This window comes from Pseudotabrizicola formosa, assembly GCF_002900965.1.
GTDB lineage: Bacteria > Pseudomonadota > Alphaproteobacteria > Rhodobacterales > Rhodobacteraceae > Pseudotabrizicola > Pseudotabrizicola formosa.
The window spans coordinates 284728-301329 of sequence record NZ_PJOM01000003.1; the positions used below are offsets into that span (position 1 = coordinate 284728).

Genomic DNA, 16602 nt, shown 5'->3' on the forward strand with positions numbered 1-16602 from the left:
CAAGGGAAACCCGGCCAGCCTCCGGTCGAGTTCTACTGTGTGCACTCCGGGAATGCCGAAAACGACTGTAACGCCGCGCACCGCCAGTCCTTCGACCAGACGCATCCCACTGTTGCCATCGCTCAGCCGCACCGCGTTGCAAAGCGGGCGATCCGGTCCGCTGCTTGCTGAATCACGGTGTCGGGCTGGGTCAGGCTGATCCGCAGCCATCCTGCCAACCCGTCCCCAAAGCTTTCCCCCGGCATGCAGGCCACAGCCTCGGCCTCCAGCAGGGCAAGGGCAAAGGCCTCTCCGGTCATGCCGCTGGCACGGATGTCCAGCAGCGCGAACATCCCGGCATCGGGGCAATGCACCCGCAACCCCGCTACCCCTTGCAAAGCTTGCGCCAGCATCAGCGCCCGCGCCGCATAGCGCGCCGCCATGCCCCGGGCCACGGGTGACGGGGACGATATGGCTTGCGCCGTTGCGTCGGCCAGAAAGGGCTGGTTGCCGAACAGCATGGTTTCGGCCAGCGGCAGCGCGCGGCTGATGAAGTCTGCCGGGCCCACACACCAGCCAGACCGGAACCCGGGCGCTGCATGGGATTTGGAGATGGACGAGGCCGCAATCACCCGGTCCGCCAGCCCGGGATGCGACAAAGGCGAGGCAAATTCCGTGCCGTCAAACACCAGTTCTTCATACACCTCATCCGACAGGATCCACAGGTCATGGGCGCGCGCCACTTCACCCAAGGCAGCAATGTCGGCGTGGCGCAACACGGCACCGGTGGGATTGTGCGGCGTGTTCAGAACCAAGACCCGGCAGCGTGGCGTGATCCGCGCCGCGACATCCGCCGCCTGCATGCGAAAGCCATGGTCGGCCCGCAGCGGTACCGGCACCATCCTGGCACCGCTGGCTCGGATCACGCCCTCATAAGTGGCATACATCGGGTCTCCCACCAGCACCTCATCCCCGGCAGCCGCCAAGGCGCGCAGCACCAGGTAAAGTACGGTCTGAGTGCCCGGCAGACACAGGAACTGATTGCTTTCAAAGCGTCGCCCGCGGCTTTGGGTGTAGCGGTCGGCCAGGGCTTGCAGCAGCCCCGCCTCACCGCGCCCGTTGGAATAGCCGGTGCGTCCCGAACTCAGTGCCGCTGTTGCCGCCGCCAGCAAAGGGGCGGGGGGCGGTGTGTCCGGCTCGCCGATGGTCAGCTCCAGCACGGGCCGCCCTGCGGCTGCCATCGCGCGCGCGCGGCTGTGCACCCCCCATTTCGCCCCGCCAAGACCGGCCAGATCCTCAAGGACTTGCGCGTATTTCATGGAACCTCGTTGCGGCTGGGGGAGGGTTGGGGCAGCGGGATTTGCAAAATGGCTGAAATCGCCGACAGACCGATCTGCTCCAGTTCTCCGGGGGCAAAGCTGTCGGGCAGCGTGCCGCCCTCCAGCCACAGCCCGTCGATCACCGCATTGCAGGCAATCGCCAAGACTCGGGCCTGTCCGGGATCGGCCTTGCCGGGCAGGGCCTGCAACCGGTCGCGGTAGTCCAGATAGCTGGCCTCATGGACCGCCCGCATCCTGGGGTCACGCCGGACATGGTGCAGGAACCCGGCCCAGAGCCGCACGCGGTCCCCTTCCATCACCGGGGGGCGCAGGGTGGCGGTGACAAAGGCCACCAGCCGCGCCGCCGGATCATCGCTGGCATGGACCTCGGCCATGTTCCGTCCTTGTTATACGTTTGTATAGCTACATCCGCTGCGCGGGCATGCCAAGCCGCAAGGGCGGCGGGCATCAGCCTTTTCCGGGCGGGGGCGCGGCCTTCGGCGCGGTGTCCTGTGATACATCCTTGTGCACGATCACATCGGCCTGCGGATAGGCCTGCAGGATGGCACGGCGCAGGCCCGCGCCAATGGCATGCGCCTCGTTCAGGGTTTGCGCGCCGTCCAGCTCGATATGGATCTGCACGAAAATCCGGCTTCCGGCGGTGCGGGTCTTGATGTCATGATAGCCCTGCACCCCTGGCCAGTCGCGGGCGATTCCTTCGATCCCGGCAATCACCATCGGGTCGGCGCGTCGGTCCATCAGCGCGTGGAACGCGTCGCGCCCGATCCGCAACGCCCCCAGCGCCAGCATGCCCGCCGCCGCGAGCGCCACCACCGAATCGACCGAGGTCAGCCCGAAGGCGCTTGACGCCCACAGCGAGGCAATGGCCCCGATATTGGGCAGCAGGTCACCCAGATAGTGCAGGCGGTCCGCCGCGACCACCTTGTTGCCGGTCCGCCGCGCGACACGCCCCTGCCACAGCACCAGCGCCAGCGTGAGCGCGATTGACACGGCCATCACCCCCATCCCCACGCCTTCGCGTGACAGGGTTTCCGGCTCGGATGCCAGCAGTCGCTGCACGGCAGCCACCCCGATCACCCCGGCCGAGACCAGGATGAACAGGGCCTGCCCCAACGAGGCCAGGTCTTCGGCCGATGTATGGCCAAAGGCATGATCTTCATCGGCAGGCTTGGCCGCATAGAGGATTGCCGCCATCGCCATCAGGCTGACCATCAGATCCATTGCACTGTCGGCCAGCGATGCCGCCACCGAAAGAGAGCCGGTCTGCCCCAGCGCCCAGAGCTTGAGGATCACCAGAACCCCCGCGACCGAGACCGAGGCAATGCCCGCCGACAAGTTCAGCCGTGTCTGTTCGGATGCCATCTTTGCCCCCAAGCCGCGCTTCAGAAGCGGCATGCGCTACCGCAGGGTTGCGGTCAAGCGCAAGCTGGATGACAGGCAGGAGCGAGTCCTTGCTGGCGTTTGCCCGATGCCGAGGCCGGATCAGAGGCCCGATCCGGCGCCGCTGTGCCGCCGGTGGCCTTGGCCTAGTCGATCACTTCGTCGGCCGTCACGCCCCACAGGCTGCTGACCGGGGCCCAGCCCCTTTGCCCGTCGATCGTGACGCGGCACCAGCCGTCAGCACAGGAGATGAGCCGTGCCACCACACCCCGCTCGGCCTGAAAGGCGGCAAGCGACGTGGTGTCGGGGCGGCTGAAGAATGTGGCCATATCCTCATCCACCATCACGGTCCGCACGCCCGAGACCAGAGCATAATGCACCCAGCCGCCCACGCCTTCGGCGTCCTCGACCCGGCGCCAGTGACCATGCTCGGCGGTCACCTTCAGCGGCATGCCGACCCGGGTGAACACCCAGTCGATCCGGTGCGACAATCCCGGCCCGCGCCGTGCATTGCCTTCGTTCGACTTGAGCGAAACATAGCGGGGCAATGGCAGATTGGTCACGGCACCTTTGTTCGGATCGCGGGGCACGGCGACGGCTGGCACTGCCGATGGTGCCGGCGGGCCCAGGGGGCGCATCGCGGGCGGTGCGGTGGTCGCCGGTTCTGACGGGCTTGCCGAGGTCGTCGACAGCGGCGCTGCCGCGGCCGCAGCGGCTTGGCGCAACAGCGCCGGGTTCGGCTTGGGGCGGACCACGTCCGACAGCGCGGCTGACGCCCCCGCCAACAGGACAAAACCCGTCACCACTGCCTTGAGCATGTTGTTCATCATCCGCCTGTTGCCGGGCGTGTTCCCGGTCTGTTGGTTCTGTCTGCCACCGGCCCCGGCAAGGGGCCGCCATTCCTCAACACTCCGGGGCTGATCGCATAGGGTCTTGTGCCCCGTCCCGGTTGCCGTCACTTTGCCCTCAGGCGCGCGCCAAGATCAAGTCCAGGGAGGCTTAAGATGCCCGCACAGCGGTTGAGTGTTGTAGTCACGCGACGGTTGCCCGAACCGGTCGAGACCCGGATGAAGGAATTGTTCGATGTCGAACTGCGCGACCCGGACACCAAGATGAGCCGTGAGGACCTTGCGGCCGCGATGCGCCGCGCCGATGTCATCGTGCCTTGCGTGACCGATCAGATCGATGCCGCACTGATCGGGCAGGCCGGTGACAAGCTCAAGCTGATCGCCAATTACGGGGCCGGGGTGGACCATATCGACGTGGCCACCGCCCGCCAGCGTGGCATTCTGGTGTCCAACACCCCCGGGGTGGTGACGGAGGACACGGCCGACATGACGCTGGCGCTGATCATGGCGGTCACCCGCCGCATTCCTGAAGGCCTTGCGGTGATGCAGGCCGGGGAATGGCAGGGCTGGGCCCCCACCGCCTATATGGGCGGTCGGCTGGGGGGCAAGCGTTTGGGCATTCTGGGCATGGGCCGCATCGGGCAGGCGGTGGCACGGCGCGCCCGCGCCTTTGGCATGCAGGTGCATTACAACAATCGCAAGCGCCTGCGCCCGGAGGTAGAGGCGGACCTGGACGCGACCTGGTGGGAAAGCCTGGACCAGATGGTCAGCCGGATGGATATCCTGTCGGTCAACTGCCCGCATACGCCCTCGACCTATCACCTGATGAATGCGCGGCGGCTGAAGCTGATGAAGCCGACGGCGGTGATCGTGAACACCTCGCGCGGCGAGGTGATTGACGAGAATGCCCTGACCCGGGGCCTGCGCGCGGGTGAGTTGGGCGGGGCGGGGCTTGATGTGTTCGAGCACGGGCATGAGGTGAACCCCCGCCTGCGCGAATTGCCCAATGTGGTGCTGCTGCCGCATATGGGCAGCGCCACGCTGGAAGGCCGGATCGAAATGGGGGAAAAGGTCATCATCAATATCAAGACCTTTGCTGACGGCCACCGCCCGCCGGATCAGGTGGTGCCGGGCCAGCTGTAGCGCGGCACCTCCAGAGCGGCCTTGCCTATCTTGCGTTCCAGCCGCGATACCAATCGACAAATCGCGCCACACCCTCGTGCAGGTCGGTGCGGGGCAGCGGGCCTGTCAGCGCATGAAGCAGCGTGGCATCGGCCCAGGTGGCAGGCACGTCGCCCGGTTGCATTGGCAGCAGGTTGCGCCGCGCGGTGCGACCGGTGGCGGTTTCGATTGCCGTGATGAAATCGGTCAGATGCTCTGGCGCGCCGTTGCCGATATTCACCACACGGAAGGGTGCGACCGGTGACAGGCTGTCTTGCGGCCCCACCGGCCGCGTGCCGGGGATGGCGGTGATCAGCCGAATGATCCCTTCGATCAGATCGTCGATATAGGTAAAGTCGCGCTGCATGTCGCCGTGATTGTAAAGATCAATCGGCTCGTCATTCAGGATGGCGCGGGTGAATTTGAACAGCGCCATATCCGGGCGGCCCCAGGGGCCGTAAACGGTGAAGAACCGGAACATCGTGGTGGGCAGGCCGAACAGATGGGCATAGCTGTGCGCCATCGCCTCGGTCGCGATCTTGGTGGCAGCGTAAAAGCTCATCGGATGCGTGGCCCTGTCGATTTCGGCATAGGGCATTTTGGTGTTTGCACCATAAGCCGAAGAGGTCGAGGCGATCAGCAGATGCCTGGGCGGGTGGGCGCGGGCGGCCTCCAGCAGCTCATGTGTGCCGATCAGGTTGGACTGCACATAAGAGCGCGGCGCGTCAATTGACTGGCGCACCCCGGCCTGTGCCGCCAGATGGAGGATCACATCCGGGCGCAGGCCGGCCACCAGGGCGGTCAGGCGGCCCGGATCTTCCAGCATCCCCTGTTCAAAGGCGAAGGCAGGTCGGGACGTGAGGATTTCCAGCCGGGCCCGTTTCAGCGCCGGGTCGTAGTAATCAGTCAGCCCGTCAAATCCGGTCACCTGCCAGCCTTCTGCCAGCAGGCGGCGCGCCAGATGAAAGCCGATGAAACCGGCCGCCCCCGTGATCAGAACCTTGCCTGTCATTCCCGTCCCCGCTCCCCGACGCCTTTGCTTAACGGCTTGGGGGGCGCGGGGTAAAGGGGGCGTGCATCAGCGCCCGATCCCCAGAGTCGGCGCGCGCCGCAGTCTTGCCCCCGAAAGGCCATTGAAGGCCACGGCCGCCATCAGCACCGCCCCTCCGGTGAACGTGCCCGTCGATGCGGTTTCCCCCAACACCAGAAACACCCAGACCGGGGCCAGCAAGACCTCGACCATCGACAGCAATGTGAGCTCGGCCGCCGGGATCACCCGGCTGCCTGCGGTATAAAGCGCCATCCCGGTGGCCAGCACCGCTGCGCCCATGGCAAGGGAGATCGCAATGTCGCGGGCCGGAACCCAGAGGCTTTGGCCCTGCACGCCAAGAACCAACGCGGCTGCCAGCATCGACAGCCCCCCGCCGATCACCACGGCGGGCAGCATGTCCGACAGCTTGCCCCAGCGCAGCGCGATGGTGAAGCTGGCAAAGCCAAGCGCCGACAGCAGGGCCGCCACATTTCCCGCCAATGCCCCTGCTGCCAGCCCTTCGCGCACCATCACGAACATGCCCACACCAGCCAATGCAATGGCCGCCCATGTCGCCGGGCGCACGATTTCACGCAGGATCAGCCAGCCCATCAGTGCCGCCAGAAAGGGCGAGGCGGAAAACAGGAACACGGCATTGGCCACAGTCGTCGCCTGAAAGGCAAAGATCGCACCGCCAAAGGCCAGCACCAGCCCAAGGCCACCCACCACGCCCGACCACCCTACGCGGCGCAGCGGGGCCAGCAGCTTGCCAGACCGCCACCAGATCACCGCCAGCAGCACCGGGATCATGCCGGCCGATCGCCAGAACAGCACCGCCCAGGTGCCCGCCTGATCAATCTGGCGGATCAAGAGCCCGTTAAGCGACCACAAGAGCGCTGCCAGCAGCACCAGCTTTACCCCGGTTGAATATGGCATGCGCGCCCCCTGTCACCTGCCGCAATCAAAGGCGGGGCAGGGTGGGGCGTCTGTTCTGTCCGCGACGCGAAAGGCGTCGCCGGCAGCGCGCGGCTTCAGTAGCCCAAGGCGCGGTCCACCTGGTGCAGCAGGGGCTCGCCCGCCTCGCTGCGCCGGATGTTCTCGGCGATCACGCCGGAGGCACTTTCGGGGCGGGTGTCGGCAGCGATATGCGGGGTCACGGTTACGCGCGGATGCGCCCAGAAGGCATGGTCCTGCGGCAGGGGTTCCACCCGGAACACATCCAGCGTGGCATGGCCAATCTGGCCCCCGTCCAGCGCCGCCAGCAGTGCCGCATCGTCGATCAGCGGTCCGCGCCCGGGGTTCAGGATCACGGCACCGCGCGCCGGCAGCGCCAGCGTTTCGGCGTTGAGCGTGTTTTCGGTGTCTGCCGTGCGCGGCAGCAGTGTCACCACGATCTGCGCCCCGGTCAGCGCCTGACGCAATCCGTCTTCACCCGAAAGACAGCGCACCCCCGGCACCGTTTTCTGTGTCCGGCTCCACCCGGTCACCGGAAAGTTCAGCCCCGCCAGCGCCTTTGCACAAGCGGTGCCCAATGCCCCCAGACCCAACACCGTCACCGGCCGGTTGCGGGCAAGCGGAGGCACCACCGGATTCCACAGGTGATCGGGGTTCACGATCTGCGCATCCATTCCCAGATGATGCCGCAGGGCATGGCCCACAACCCATTCGACCATGCTTTCGGTCAGCGACGGGTCCACCATCCGGCACAAGGGCTGCGTCAGCGTCGCGTTACCCACGATCCGTTCAACCCCGGCCCAGAGCGACAGCACCGCCCTGGCGCGCGTGAACGGTGTGAAATCCTGCAGCGGCGCACTTGGGGCATAGATGATGTAATCCACCACCTCCGGCTCTGCCTCTTGCACGACCTGTGCCCTGATCCCTGCGGCGTCCAGCGCCGAGGGCAGCACATCGGCATAATCCGCCCAAAGATCCGGGACGGCGAACAGGACTGTGATCATCATCTACCTCGGTCTGTGGACATGGGCGCTCTGGATCAGGCCGAAGGCTACCAGAAGCACCAGCATCGCCGATCCGCCATAGGACAGGAACGGCAGCGGAATGCCGACCACCGGGGCCAGCCCCATCACCATGGCCAGATTGATTGCCAGATAAAAGAAGAAGTTGGCCGCGATGCCCAGGATCAGCAGCAGCGAAAACCGGTCCTTGTTCTGCATGGCCGAGACATAGCAGAACAACAGGATCAGCCCGTACAGCACCAGCAGGCTGAGCACGCCGACAAAGCCGAATTCCTCGCCCAGCGTGGTAAAGATGAAATCGGTATGCTTTTCGGGCAGAAAATTCAGCCGGCTTTGCGTGCCCTGCATGAAGCCCTTGCCACCCCAGCCGCCCGAACCCAGGGCAATCTGTGCCTGAATGATGTTGTACCCGGCACCCAAGGGGTCAGAGGTCGGGTCCAGAAAGGTGTCGATCCGCCGGAACTGATAATCATGCAGCAATTGCCAGTCCGTTCCCCGGCTTGCCATCACGGCCCAGATCGTTCCCCCCACCGCAGTGATGACACCGGCGAAATACCACCAGCTGACCCCTGCAAGCAGCATCACTGTGCCTCCGATCATCAGCAGGATCAGTGCCGTGCCAAGGTTGGGCTGCATCAGCACCAGCACAGTCGGGACTGACGTCAGGATCACCGGGATCAGCACCCAAAAGATACGCGAGGTCTTTTTCACATCCAGCCAGTCGTAATAGGCCGCCAGCATCATCACCAGTGTGACCTTGGCCATTTCCGACGGCTGCAACCGAAACCCGCCAATGTCGATCCAGCGCTGCGCGCCCATGCCGGTGGCCCCGAAAAACTCGACCACCAACAGCAGCAGGATCGAGACGACATAGGCAATCAGCGACATGTTGCGCCAGAACCAGATCGGCACGAAGGCGATGATGAACATCAAGACCGCCCCCAGCGCAAAGACCTGCATCTGCCGCCCGGCCCAGACATCCATCCGGCCACCGGCAATCGAATACAGCGCCAACCAGCCCACTGCCGACACGGCGGTGACCAGAACGATCAGGGGCCAGTTCAGGTGCAGCACCTTGCGCAGGCCGGTGGGCACGAACTTGACGCGGTATTCCAGAAAGCTCATGGCCTGCCCTTCATGCGCGGCTGGAGTCAGGGGCGCGGCCATCTGCGTCGCGCAAGGGCAGCTTCTTCAACATCGAATCAATCCGGTTGCGCTGACTGGATGGATAGGCCGACAGCGGCGGCAGGCCATCGCTCAACGCCCGCAGAATGGCGTCACGCGCGATGGGGGCCGCAGCGGTGGACCCACCGCCGCCATGTTCAACCACCACTGACACGGCATAGCGCGGATTTGCATAGGGGGCATAACCCACGAACAGCGCATGATCTCGCCGGTTCCAGGGCAGCTGTTCGTTGGAAATCACCCCGCGCGCCCGCTCGGCGGCGGTGATGTTGCGCACCTGGCTGGTGCCGGTCTTGCCCGCCATCAAGAGCGCCTCGTCCGCAATGCGCGACGATTTCGCCGTCCCACGCTCGGCATTCATCACCGCGTACATGCCCGAGCGGATCTTGCGCAGGACGTCTTCGGAAATGCCGATGCTGGGGGCCTCTGCCACCGGCACCTCCTTGCCATCGACTGACCGCACCAGCCGGGGCACCACCGCGCGGCCCGTCGCAATCCGCGCTGTCATCACCGCCAGCTGCAGGGGCGAGGTCAGCACATAGCCCTGACCGATGCTGGCGTTGATCGTGTCGCCGATCCGCCAATCCTCGTTGTGCCGTTCGCGCTTCCATGCGCGGTTCGGCATGATGCCTTCGGCAATCGCCGACATCGGCAGCTCGTGGCGGATGCCAAGGCCAAAGCGCTTGCCCATTTCGGCGATCTTTTCGATGCCGACCCGCTGGGCGATGTCGTAGTAATAGACATCGCAGCTTTCAGACAGCGACTTTTCCAGATCCACCGCACCATGCCCGGCGCGCTTCCAGCAGTGGAACCGCCGCCCGCCAAATTCCAGATACCCTGGGCAGCGCACACTTGTATTGACGGTGATCACCCCGGCCTCAAGCGCGGCCAGGGCGGTGATCATCTTGAAGGTCGATCCGGGCGGATACACCCCCTGCACGGTCTTGTTGGCCAGCGGACGATGGTCATTTTCCATCAGCCCGTTGTAATCGGTATGGCTTATTCCGCGCACGAACAGGTTCGGGTCAAAGGACGGCGAGGACACTATGGAAATCAGATCACCATTGGTCACGTCCATCACCACCGCCGCCGCCGATTCATCCCCAAGCCGTGCCTGCACGAAGTTCTGCACATCGGCGTCGATCGTCAGCCGCACGTCTGACCCCGGATCACCTTCTTCGCGCTCCAGCTCGCGCATGACGCGGCCCACGGCGTTCACCTCGATCCGTCGCGTGCCGGCCTTGCCGCGCAGCTGATCTTCCAGCCAGCGTTCGACCCCGATCTTGCCGATCTGAAACTTCGGAATGGTCAGCAGGGGGTCTGGTGTGTCCAGCGCCTCCAGATCATTGTCCGACACCGGCCCGACATAGCCCAAGACATGGGCGAAATCTGTGTCGCGGGGGTAGAGGCGGCTCAACCCCACCTCGGGCGAGACGCCGGGCAGCGACGGCGCATTCAGCGCCACTTTCGACAGGTCTTCCCAGCTCAGCCGGTCGGCCACGGTGATCGGCGCAAAGGGGCTGGTGCGGTTCATTTCCTTGGCGGTGCGGTCCAGATCATCGGCGGTCAGCGGGATGATATGTGCCAGCTTGGCCAGCACCGCATCGACATCACCCGCATCCTCGCGGGTGATCACCACGCGGTAATTCTGTTCATTGCCTGCCAGAACCTTGCCGTTGCGGTCATGGATCAGCCCGCGCGCCGGCGGGATCAGCCGGATAGAGATCCGGTTTTCCTCGGCCAGCAATTTGAACTGATCGGCCTGATCGACCGACAGATAGTGCATCCGCGCGCCAAGCACCGCGAACATCGCTGTCATCGCGCCACCCATCAAAAGCGCACGGCGATGCGTGAGCCGGGCGCTTTCTTCGGTTTCTTTCGGGCTGCGTCTCACGTCCTGCCCCTCATAAACGGCGTCCGTAACTGTCAACTTCACCTGTCGCGGGCTTGCGCAGGTCAAAGGCCACACGACTGGCCCCCACAACGACAGGATAACACAGGATCGACCACAAAACCTGCATCAAGGCAAAGCCGAAAGCGGGTTGAGGCAAAAACGATAGCGTGAACACCAGCCGGTAGGCCAGCAGGCACCCGATCATCAAAGCAGCCACCATCGCCCATTCCGCCACAAGGGTCAGTTCGCGCGTCAGAGCCACCCGGTTGCGCACAAATTCCACAGCGATCACCACGAGCGCTGTCCATAGTCCCGGCGGGCGCAGCAATACCATGTCTTCCACCAAAAGCACCCCTGCCAGCAGCCAGACCGGCAGATAATCGGGCCGCCGCGTCGCCCAGGCAAAGATCAGGCACAGCAAAAGGTCCGGCCCGGGCCAGTCACCGGCCACCGATCCCAGGGGCAGCAGCCGCACATACAGCAGCAGCAGCGCAACCCCGACAAACAGCCCACGGTAAAGCCAGACGCTGGAGCGCCACGCATCACTCACCGCTGCCATCCGTCTCGGTACTGGCATCTGCCGCCGGCATGGCGTCGGGCTGAATGCCGCGGCCGGGCTGGGCGTCGGTGTTCAGCGCCCCGCTGGTATCGGGGCCCGCAGGCTGCACCGGCGGGGCGATCAACGCTCCGGCATCTGTGATCGGTGGCAACTGGTGGCTGCGCAGCACGCGCAGAAATTCCAGCCGCTGATAATCGGCGCTCAGACTGACGCGCAATCTGCGGTCATTGCCCAGCACCACCTGTCCCACCAGCAAACCTGCCGGAAACATCCCGCCATCGCCCGAACTGATCACCCGGTCCCCCGGGCGTACCACGTCGGACTGTTCCAGAAACTCCAGCGGGGGCAGGGCGGTGTTATCCCCCGACAACAACGCCTTCTGTCCCGAGGGTTGCACCGTCACCGGCACCCGGCTGTTGGTGTCGGTCAGCAGGATCACCCGGCTGGTCCGCTCTCCCACACCCGAGATGCGCCCGACCACGCCAATGCCATCCATCGTGGCCCAGCCATCCAGAATGCCGTCGCGCGCACCGACATTGATCAGCACCGATTGCCGGAACGGGCTGCCGCTGTCGGCCAGAACCTGGCCGGTCACATGGGTCAGCTTTGGGTCCAGCCGCACCTGATTGAGATCCAGCAGACGGGCGTTCTGCTGTTCCAGCTGCAGCGCCGCCTCGCGCCAGGCCTTCATCTGCTGCAACTCGCGCCGCAGATCCTGATTCTGGGCGTGCAGGCTGGCATAGCTCTGGAACTGTTCGATCATATCGGCAGTCGTGGTGATCGGCGTCATCACCCAGTCGAAAGATGGCACCACCCGGTCGATCAGCGCGGCGCGGAAGCGTTCCACCCGGGGGCTGTCAATCCGCCAGAGCAGGAACAGTCCTAGCAGCGCCAGAACCAGCAGCCCCACCAGCACCCGCCGCAGCGGGCGGGAGAACTCTTCCGGGTCTGTCCGCGTCTTTGCCATGCCGGTCTGCTATGTCCAATTCCCACGCCCGGCCCGCATGGGCCGTTCTCCCTGAAGTCCCGGCCATTAGGCCCGGATCAACTGTCGTAATCAATCACATGCCGCAGCTGCTTTTCGTATTCCAGCGCCTTGCCGGTGCCAAGGGCGACACAATTGAGTGACTCATTGGCCACCGAAATCGACAGGCCGGTCTGTTCACGCAAGGACAGGTCCAGATCGCCCAGCAGCGCACCGCCCCCGGTCAGCATCACGCCCCGGTCGACGATATCGGCAGCGAGGTCGGGCGGCGTCGCTTCCAGCGCCTGCATCACCGCGTCGCAGATCTGCTGCACCGGTTCGGCCAGCGCTTCGGCCACCTGCGCCTGATTGATTTCGGTTTCCTTCGGCACCCCGTTCAGCAGGTCACGCCCGCGAATGGTCATGCTGGCCCCCCGGCCATCATCGGGCATCCGCGCGGTGCCGATGCTGGTCTTGATCCGCTCGGCAGTGGATTCGCCGATCAGCAGGTTCTGGTGGCGGCGCAGATAATTGATGATCGCCTCATCCATCCGGTCGCCGCCCACGCGCACGGACCGGGCATAGACGATATCGCCCAAGGACAGCACCGCCACTTCCGTGGTGCCACCCCCTATATCAACCACCATGTTGCCGGTGGGATCGGTGATCGGCATGCCCGCACCAATCGCCGCAGCAATCGGCTCCGCAATCAGCCCGGCCCGACGCGCCCCCGCCGACAGAACAGACTGCCGGATCGCACGTTTTTCCACCGGGGTCGCGCCATGCGGCACGCAGACGATGATCTTGGGTTTGCTGAACGTGGTGCGCTTGTGCACCTTACGGATGAAATGCTTGATCATCTCTTCCGCCGCCTCGAAGTCTGCAATCACCCCGTCCCGCATCGGGCGGATCGCCTCGATGCTGCCCGGCGTCCGGCCCAGCATCAGCTTGGCATCCTCTCCCACAGCCAGAACCTGCTTTTTGCCGTCCTTGCTGTGATAGGCCACCACAGATGGTTCGTTCAGCACGATCCCCTTGCCCCGGATGTAGACAAGCGTATTCGCCGTGCCGAGGTCGATCGCCATATCCGAGGAAAACAGGTTCGAGAGGATCGACATGCTGTTGGTGTCCTTTTCATACGCCCTACTCCCCTCGACTCGGAATTCCGATAGGGGCGGGTTCATATAAGGCTCAGGGTACACAGGCGAAAGAGCAAAGGATCGCCGTGGCGTCAATCCGCTGTGACAGGGCAAGACTTGTCAGATTGCAACTTTTGACCGCCGATCTGGCGACCAGTGGCAATCAGACTTGCACCTTCGCGATGACGGGCCGAAAGGCTCGCATTCGTGATGCTGTGGCAGTCCGCCTGCCCGCAGTGTTGCAGTACCGGTCTGTGCCCGAATCACCTTGGTGTTGCACGGCGCGCGGAGGCAGACAGCTTTGGGTCCGCTGCCGATTTGATGACGCTGGCCAGGCGTCTTGCGATCTCTTGGCTGCCCTTGACCGATGGGTGGATGCGGTCAAGGCCATGGAAACTGGCGTCACGATGGGGCACCAGATCGGCCATCGGCACAAAGAACACGCCGGAATCGAAGCCGGCCATCAGCGTCAGCCGACGGTCCAGCTCGTTGCCTGCCGGGCCGCAGTGCTTGATCGGCGTTCCCATGCCGGGATTGCGCAGATAACCGGAATAAACCACCCGCGCCCCGCTTTGCCGGATGCGCGCCACATAGGCAGGAATTGCACCGCCGCGCCCGTCGCGGGTCACCAGCCGGTTCAGGACCCCGTCACAAAAGCCGCAGCCACAGCCGAACAGCAGGTCATTGCCGCCGCCGTTCATCACCACCCAGTCCCAGTCCCCTTCGCGGTATTGCGCGGTGAGCCGCAAACCCGCCGCGCCCGTGATCGGCAGCGGGTGAAAATAGCGTGCCGCATAAACCGACCGGTCCAGCACGGGCAGGCCCAATTCTGTCTCCAGCACATCCGCCACCGAGGTCTTGGTGGCGCGGTTGGTGGCCAGCATTGAATCTCCCACCACCAGTATCCGTGCGCCCTCTGCCTGCGACACAGGCTCGCCACAGGCCGCCAGCCACGCCAGCGCCAGCAGCGCCCCGATAATCCGAATCATGAAATGCCTGCTCTTCTGCGCTCCGCTCCCTCATGGCCATGCAACCTTGGCAACAAGGTGGCACGCTTGCGCCAGCGGCGAGACAGGCTGCAAAGGGGGCCCGCCTCCCGAAACAGGAGGCGGGCCACGGCTCATTTGCCGTGATAGCTTACCGTCTTGGTATCGGTGCCCGGTGCGGTTTTCTGACGCCGCACGATCAGCTTGTTCAGCGCATTGATATAGGCGCGGGTGCTGGCCACAATCGTGTCGGTGTCGGCGGAGGCGCCGGTCACGATCCGCCCGTCCTCTTGCAAGCGCACCGAAACCGTCGCCTGCGCATCGGTGCCTTCGGTCACCGCATGCACCTGATAGACTTCCAGCCGGGCCGAGTGGGGGAACAGCATTTTCACGCAGTTGAATGCCGCATCGACCGGGCCATCGCCGGTGGCGTCGATGTGGTGATCTTCACCATCAATCGACAGCACCATATCCGCCTCCTGCGGGCCATCGGTGCCGCAGATCACCCGCAGCTTTTTCAACTGCAGGAATTCATGCGCGTCATTGGTCTGTTCATCGGCGACCAGCGCCACCAGATCTTCGTCATAGACCTCTTTCTTGCGGTCGGCCAAGGCCTTGAACCGCACGAACACATCGTTCAGCTGGTTGTCGGCCAGTTCCACCCCCAGCTCCTTGAGCTTGGCCCGCAGCGCTGCCCGGCCGGAATGCTTGCCCATGGCGATGTTCTTCTGCACGAGGCCAATATCCTCGGGCCGCATGATCTCGAAGGTTTCGACATTCTTCAGCACGCCGTCCTGATGGATGCCCGACTCGTGCAGGAAGGCGTTCTTGCCGACGATCGCCTTGTTGAACTGGACCTGAAAGCCGGAGACAGAGGCCACCCGGCGCGACAGGTTCATGATCTTGGTGGTGTCGATCCCGGTGCGGTAGGGCATGATGTCATTTCTGACCTTCATCGCCATCACCACCTCTTCCAAGGCGGTATTCCCGGCGCGTTCGCCCAAGCCGTTGATTGTGCATTCGATTTGGCGCGCACCGGCCTCGACCGCGGCCAGAGAATTCGCCGTCGCCATGCCCAGATCATTGTGGCAATGGGTGGCGAAGATGATCGTATCGGCCCCCGGCACCCGTTCCAGCAGCATGCGGATCAGGTCGGCACTTTCGCGCGGCGCGGTATAGCCGACGGTGTCGGGGATGTTGATCGTCGTGGCCCCGGCCTTGATGGCGATTTCCACCACGCGGCACAGGTAGTCATGTTCCGTGCGTGTCGCATCCATGGGCGACCATTGCACATTGTCGCACAGGTTGCGCGCATGGGTCACGGTGTCATGGATGCGTTCGGCCATCTGGTCCATGTCCAGATTGGGAATGGCGCGGTGCAGCGGCGAGGTGCCGATAAACGTATGAATGCGCGGCGATTTTGCGTGTTTCACCGCCTCCCAGCAACGGTCGATATCCTTGAAATTCGCCCGGGCCAGCCCGCAGATCGTGCTGTTGGTCGCGCGTTTGGCAATCTCGCTGACGGCGGCAAAATCGCCTTCGCTGGCAATGGGAAATCCGGCTTCGATGATATCGACGCCCATCTCGTCCAGGAGGCCGGCAATCTCCAGCTTTTCGTCATGCGTCATGGTCGCGCCCGGGCTTTGTTCCCCGTCGCGCAAGGTGGTGTCAAAAATGAAAACGCGGTCCTGCGATCCGGCTGCAGTGGTCATGGGTCTTTTCCTTGAAATATCTGAGGCTTGTCCTTGGCGGGTGCTTGTCACCTCCGAGCGGTCGCACCCAAGGGCACGCTCAGAGGCGGCTAAGGAGAAGCAGACCACGGGCAGCAGACAGGGCAGCGGCCCCGTTCCAGCATGCAATATGTGTGTCCCGTGTCATGATCGCGACGATAGCCACAGCGCCCGGAATGTAAAGGGGGGAATTTGCGGTGTCCTGTGCCGCTGGCCATGGCGGGGATGCGGGTGTTGGTCCTGTGGTCGGCCTTCGCGGCGTGCTGAGGCGGAATGCGGTGGCAAGGGGCTGAAACGGCACGACATTCCGGGTATGATCGGCGTATGGTCTGCGTATGGCGGACGTATGGTTCACGTCATGACATGTGTGCAGGTGCGGCACCGGAGATTTGGCAGAGGTGCCAGGGCCGGGACTGGGGACATTGCTGGCC

At 64.3% G+C, this 16602-nt stretch carries 15 protein-coding genes; 1 reads left to right on the top strand and 14 read right to left on the bottom strand.

All coding sequences use genetic code 11. The annotated features are described in order from the left end of the window. Nucleotides 1-122: 122 nt before the first annotated feature. The 4 genes from CXR43_RS12600 to CXR43_RS12615 all read right to left on the bottom strand — a co-directional run bounded on the left by CXR43_RS12600 (nucleotide 123) and on the right by CXR43_RS12615 (nucleotide 3517). Nucleotides 123-1298 carry a pyridoxal phosphate-dependent aminotransferase gene (locus CXR43_RS12600; protein WP_103334422.1) on the bottom strand — a complete coding sequence of 392 codons (1176 nt, stop codon included), beginning with the start codon at nucleotides 1296-1298 and terminating at the stop codon, nucleotides 123-125. Then, nucleotides 1295-1693, bottom strand: coding sequence for a TetR family transcriptional regulator C-terminal domain-containing protein (locus CXR43_RS12605; protein ID WP_103334423.1), 399 nt, complete (start codon nucleotides 1691-1693; stop codon nucleotides 1295-1297). The genes CXR43_RS12600 and CXR43_RS12605 overlap by 4 nt, the downstream gene beginning before the upstream one ends. Before the next feature lie 73 nt (nucleotides 1694-1766). Then, complete coding sequence (locus tag CXR43_RS12610) at nucleotides 1767-2681, bottom strand: cation diffusion facilitator family transporter (RefSeq protein ID WP_103334689.1); 915 nt, start codon at nucleotides 2679-2681, stop codon at nucleotides 1767-1769. Nucleotides 2682-2845: 164 nt separating this feature from the next. Continuing rightward, nucleotides 2846-3517, bottom strand: a complete 672-nt coding sequence (locus tag CXR43_RS12615; protein ID WP_103334690.1) for an SH3 domain-containing protein — start codon at nucleotides 3515-3517, stop codon at nucleotides 2846-2848. A gap of 186 nt (nucleotides 3518-3703) precedes the next feature. Between CXR43_RS12615 and CXR43_RS12620 the strand changes: the two genes are divergently transcribed. Then, a complete protein-coding gene (locus tag CXR43_RS12620; protein ID WP_103334424.1) occupies nucleotides 3704-4690 on the top strand; it encodes a 2-hydroxyacid dehydrogenase in 987 nt (328 codons plus the stop codon). Between the two features lie 25 nt (nucleotides 4691-4715). On the opposite strand, the gene CXR43_RS12625 is transcribed toward CXR43_RS12620, so the two are convergent. From CXR43_RS12625 to CXR43_RS12670, 10 genes are all read right to left on the bottom strand, one after another. Continuing rightward, nucleotides 4716-5720, bottom strand: a complete 1005-nt coding sequence (locus CXR43_RS12625) for an NAD-dependent epimerase/dehydratase family protein (RefSeq protein WP_103334425.1) — start codon at nucleotides 5718-5720, stop codon at nucleotides 4716-4718. A 66-nt stretch (nucleotides 5721-5786) separates the two neighbouring features. Further along, complete coding sequence (locus CXR43_RS12630) at nucleotides 5787-6674, bottom strand: DMT family transporter (RefSeq protein WP_103334426.1); 888 nt, start codon at nucleotides 6672-6674, stop codon at nucleotides 5787-5789. A 95-nt stretch (nucleotides 6675-6769) separates the two neighbouring features. After that, nucleotides 6770-7699: a 2-hydroxyacid dehydrogenase gene (locus tag CXR43_RS12635; protein ID WP_435530802.1), complete on the bottom strand. Its 930-nt coding sequence runs from the start codon at nucleotides 7697-7699 to the stop codon at nucleotides 6770-6772. Continuing rightward, nucleotides 7700-8839, bottom strand: coding sequence for a rod shape-determining protein RodA (gene rodA / locus CXR43_RS12640; RefSeq protein WP_103334692.1), 1140 nt, complete (start codon nucleotides 8837-8839; stop codon nucleotides 7700-7702). It lies immediately after the preceding gene. Nucleotides 8840-8849: 10 nt separating this feature from the next. Continuing rightward, nucleotides 8850-10793 carry a penicillin-binding protein 2 gene (gene mrdA / locus CXR43_RS12645; protein WP_103334427.1) on the bottom strand — a complete coding sequence of 648 codons (1944 nt, stop codon included), beginning with the start codon at nucleotides 10791-10793 and terminating at the stop codon, nucleotides 8850-8852. Nucleotides 10794-10803: 10 nt separating this feature from the next. Then, a complete protein-coding gene (locus CXR43_RS12650) occupies nucleotides 10804-11343 on the bottom strand; it encodes a rod shape-determining protein MreD (protein ID WP_103334693.1) in 540 nt (179 codons plus the stop codon). Further along, the gene (mreC, locus tag CXR43_RS12655) at nucleotides 11336-12319 is read right to left on the bottom strand and encodes a rod shape-determining protein MreC (protein ID WP_103334428.1); all 984 of its coding nucleotides are present in this window, start codon (nucleotides 12317-12319) and stop codon (nucleotides 11336-11338) included. Before mreC ends, CXR43_RS12650 begins: the two co-directional genes overlap by 8 nt. Nucleotides 12320-12396: 77 nt before the next feature. After that, the gene (locus CXR43_RS12660; RefSeq protein WP_103334429.1) at nucleotides 12397-13434 is read right to left on the bottom strand and encodes a rod shape-determining protein; all 1038 of its coding nucleotides are present in this window, start codon (nucleotides 13432-13434) and stop codon (nucleotides 12397-12399) included. A gap of 284 nt (nucleotides 13435-13718) precedes the next feature. Then, nucleotides 13719-14444, bottom strand: a complete 726-nt coding sequence (locus CXR43_RS12665; protein WP_103334430.1) for an SGNH/GDSL hydrolase family protein — start codon at nucleotides 14442-14444, stop codon at nucleotides 13719-13721. Nucleotides 14445-14575: 131 nt separating this feature from the next. After that, entirely contained in the window at nucleotides 14576-16153 is a 1578-nt protein-coding gene (locus CXR43_RS12670; RefSeq protein WP_103334431.1) for a 2-isopropylmalate synthase, read from the bottom strand. Nucleotides 16154-16602: the final 449 nt, after the last annotated feature.

Excerpts from the sequence above, each read along its gene's own strand:
- CXR43_RS12600 (WP_103334422.1), bottom strand. The coding sequence starts at position 1,298 with ATGAAATACGCGCAAGTCCTTGAGGATCTGGCCGGTCTTGGCGGGGCG.
- CXR43_RS12605 (WP_103334423.1), bottom strand. The coding sequence starts at position 1,693 with ATGGCCGAGGTCCATGCCAGCGATGATCCGGCGGCGCGGCTGGTGGCC.
- CXR43_RS12610 (WP_103334689.1), bottom strand. The coding sequence starts at position 2,681 with ATGGCATCCGAACAGACACGGCTGAACTTGTCGGCGGGCATTGCCTCG.
- CXR43_RS12615 (WP_103334690.1), bottom strand. The coding sequence starts at position 3,517 with ATGCTCAAGGCAGTGGTGACGGGTTTTGTCCTGTTGGCGGGGGCGTCA.
- CXR43_RS12620 (WP_103334424.1), top strand. The coding sequence starts at position 3,704 with ATGCCCGCACAGCGGTTGAGTGTTGTAGTCACGCGACGGTTGCCCGAA.
- CXR43_RS12625 (WP_103334425.1), bottom strand. The coding sequence starts at position 5,720 with ATGACAGGCAAGGTTCTGATCACGGGGGCGGCCGGTTTCATCGGCTTT.
- CXR43_RS12630 (WP_103334426.1), bottom strand. The coding sequence starts at position 6,674 with ATGCCATATTCAACCGGGGTAAAGCTGGTGCTGCTGGCAGCGCTCTTG.
- CXR43_RS12635 (WP_435530802.1), bottom strand. The coding sequence starts at position 7,699 with ATGATGATCACAGTCCTGTTCGCCGTCCCGGATCTTTGGGCGGATTAT.
- rodA (WP_103334692.1), bottom strand. The coding sequence starts at position 8,839 with ATGAGCTTTCTGGAATACCGCGTCAAGTTCGTGCCCACCGGCCTGCGC.
- mreC (WP_103334428.1), bottom strand. The coding sequence starts at position 12,319 with ATGGCAAAGACGCGGACAGACCCGGAAGAGTTCTCCCGCCCGCTGCGG.
- CXR43_RS12660 (WP_103334429.1), bottom strand. The coding sequence starts at position 13,434 with ATGTCGATCCTCTCGAACCTGTTTTCCTCGGATATGGCGATCGACCTC.
- CXR43_RS12665 (WP_103334430.1), bottom strand. The coding sequence starts at position 14,444 with ATGATTCGGATTATCGGGGCGCTGCTGGCGCTGGCGTGGCTGGCGGCC.
- CXR43_RS12670 (WP_103334431.1), bottom strand. The coding sequence starts at position 16,153 with ATGACCACTGCAGCCGGATCGCAGGACCGCGTTTTCATTTTTGACACC.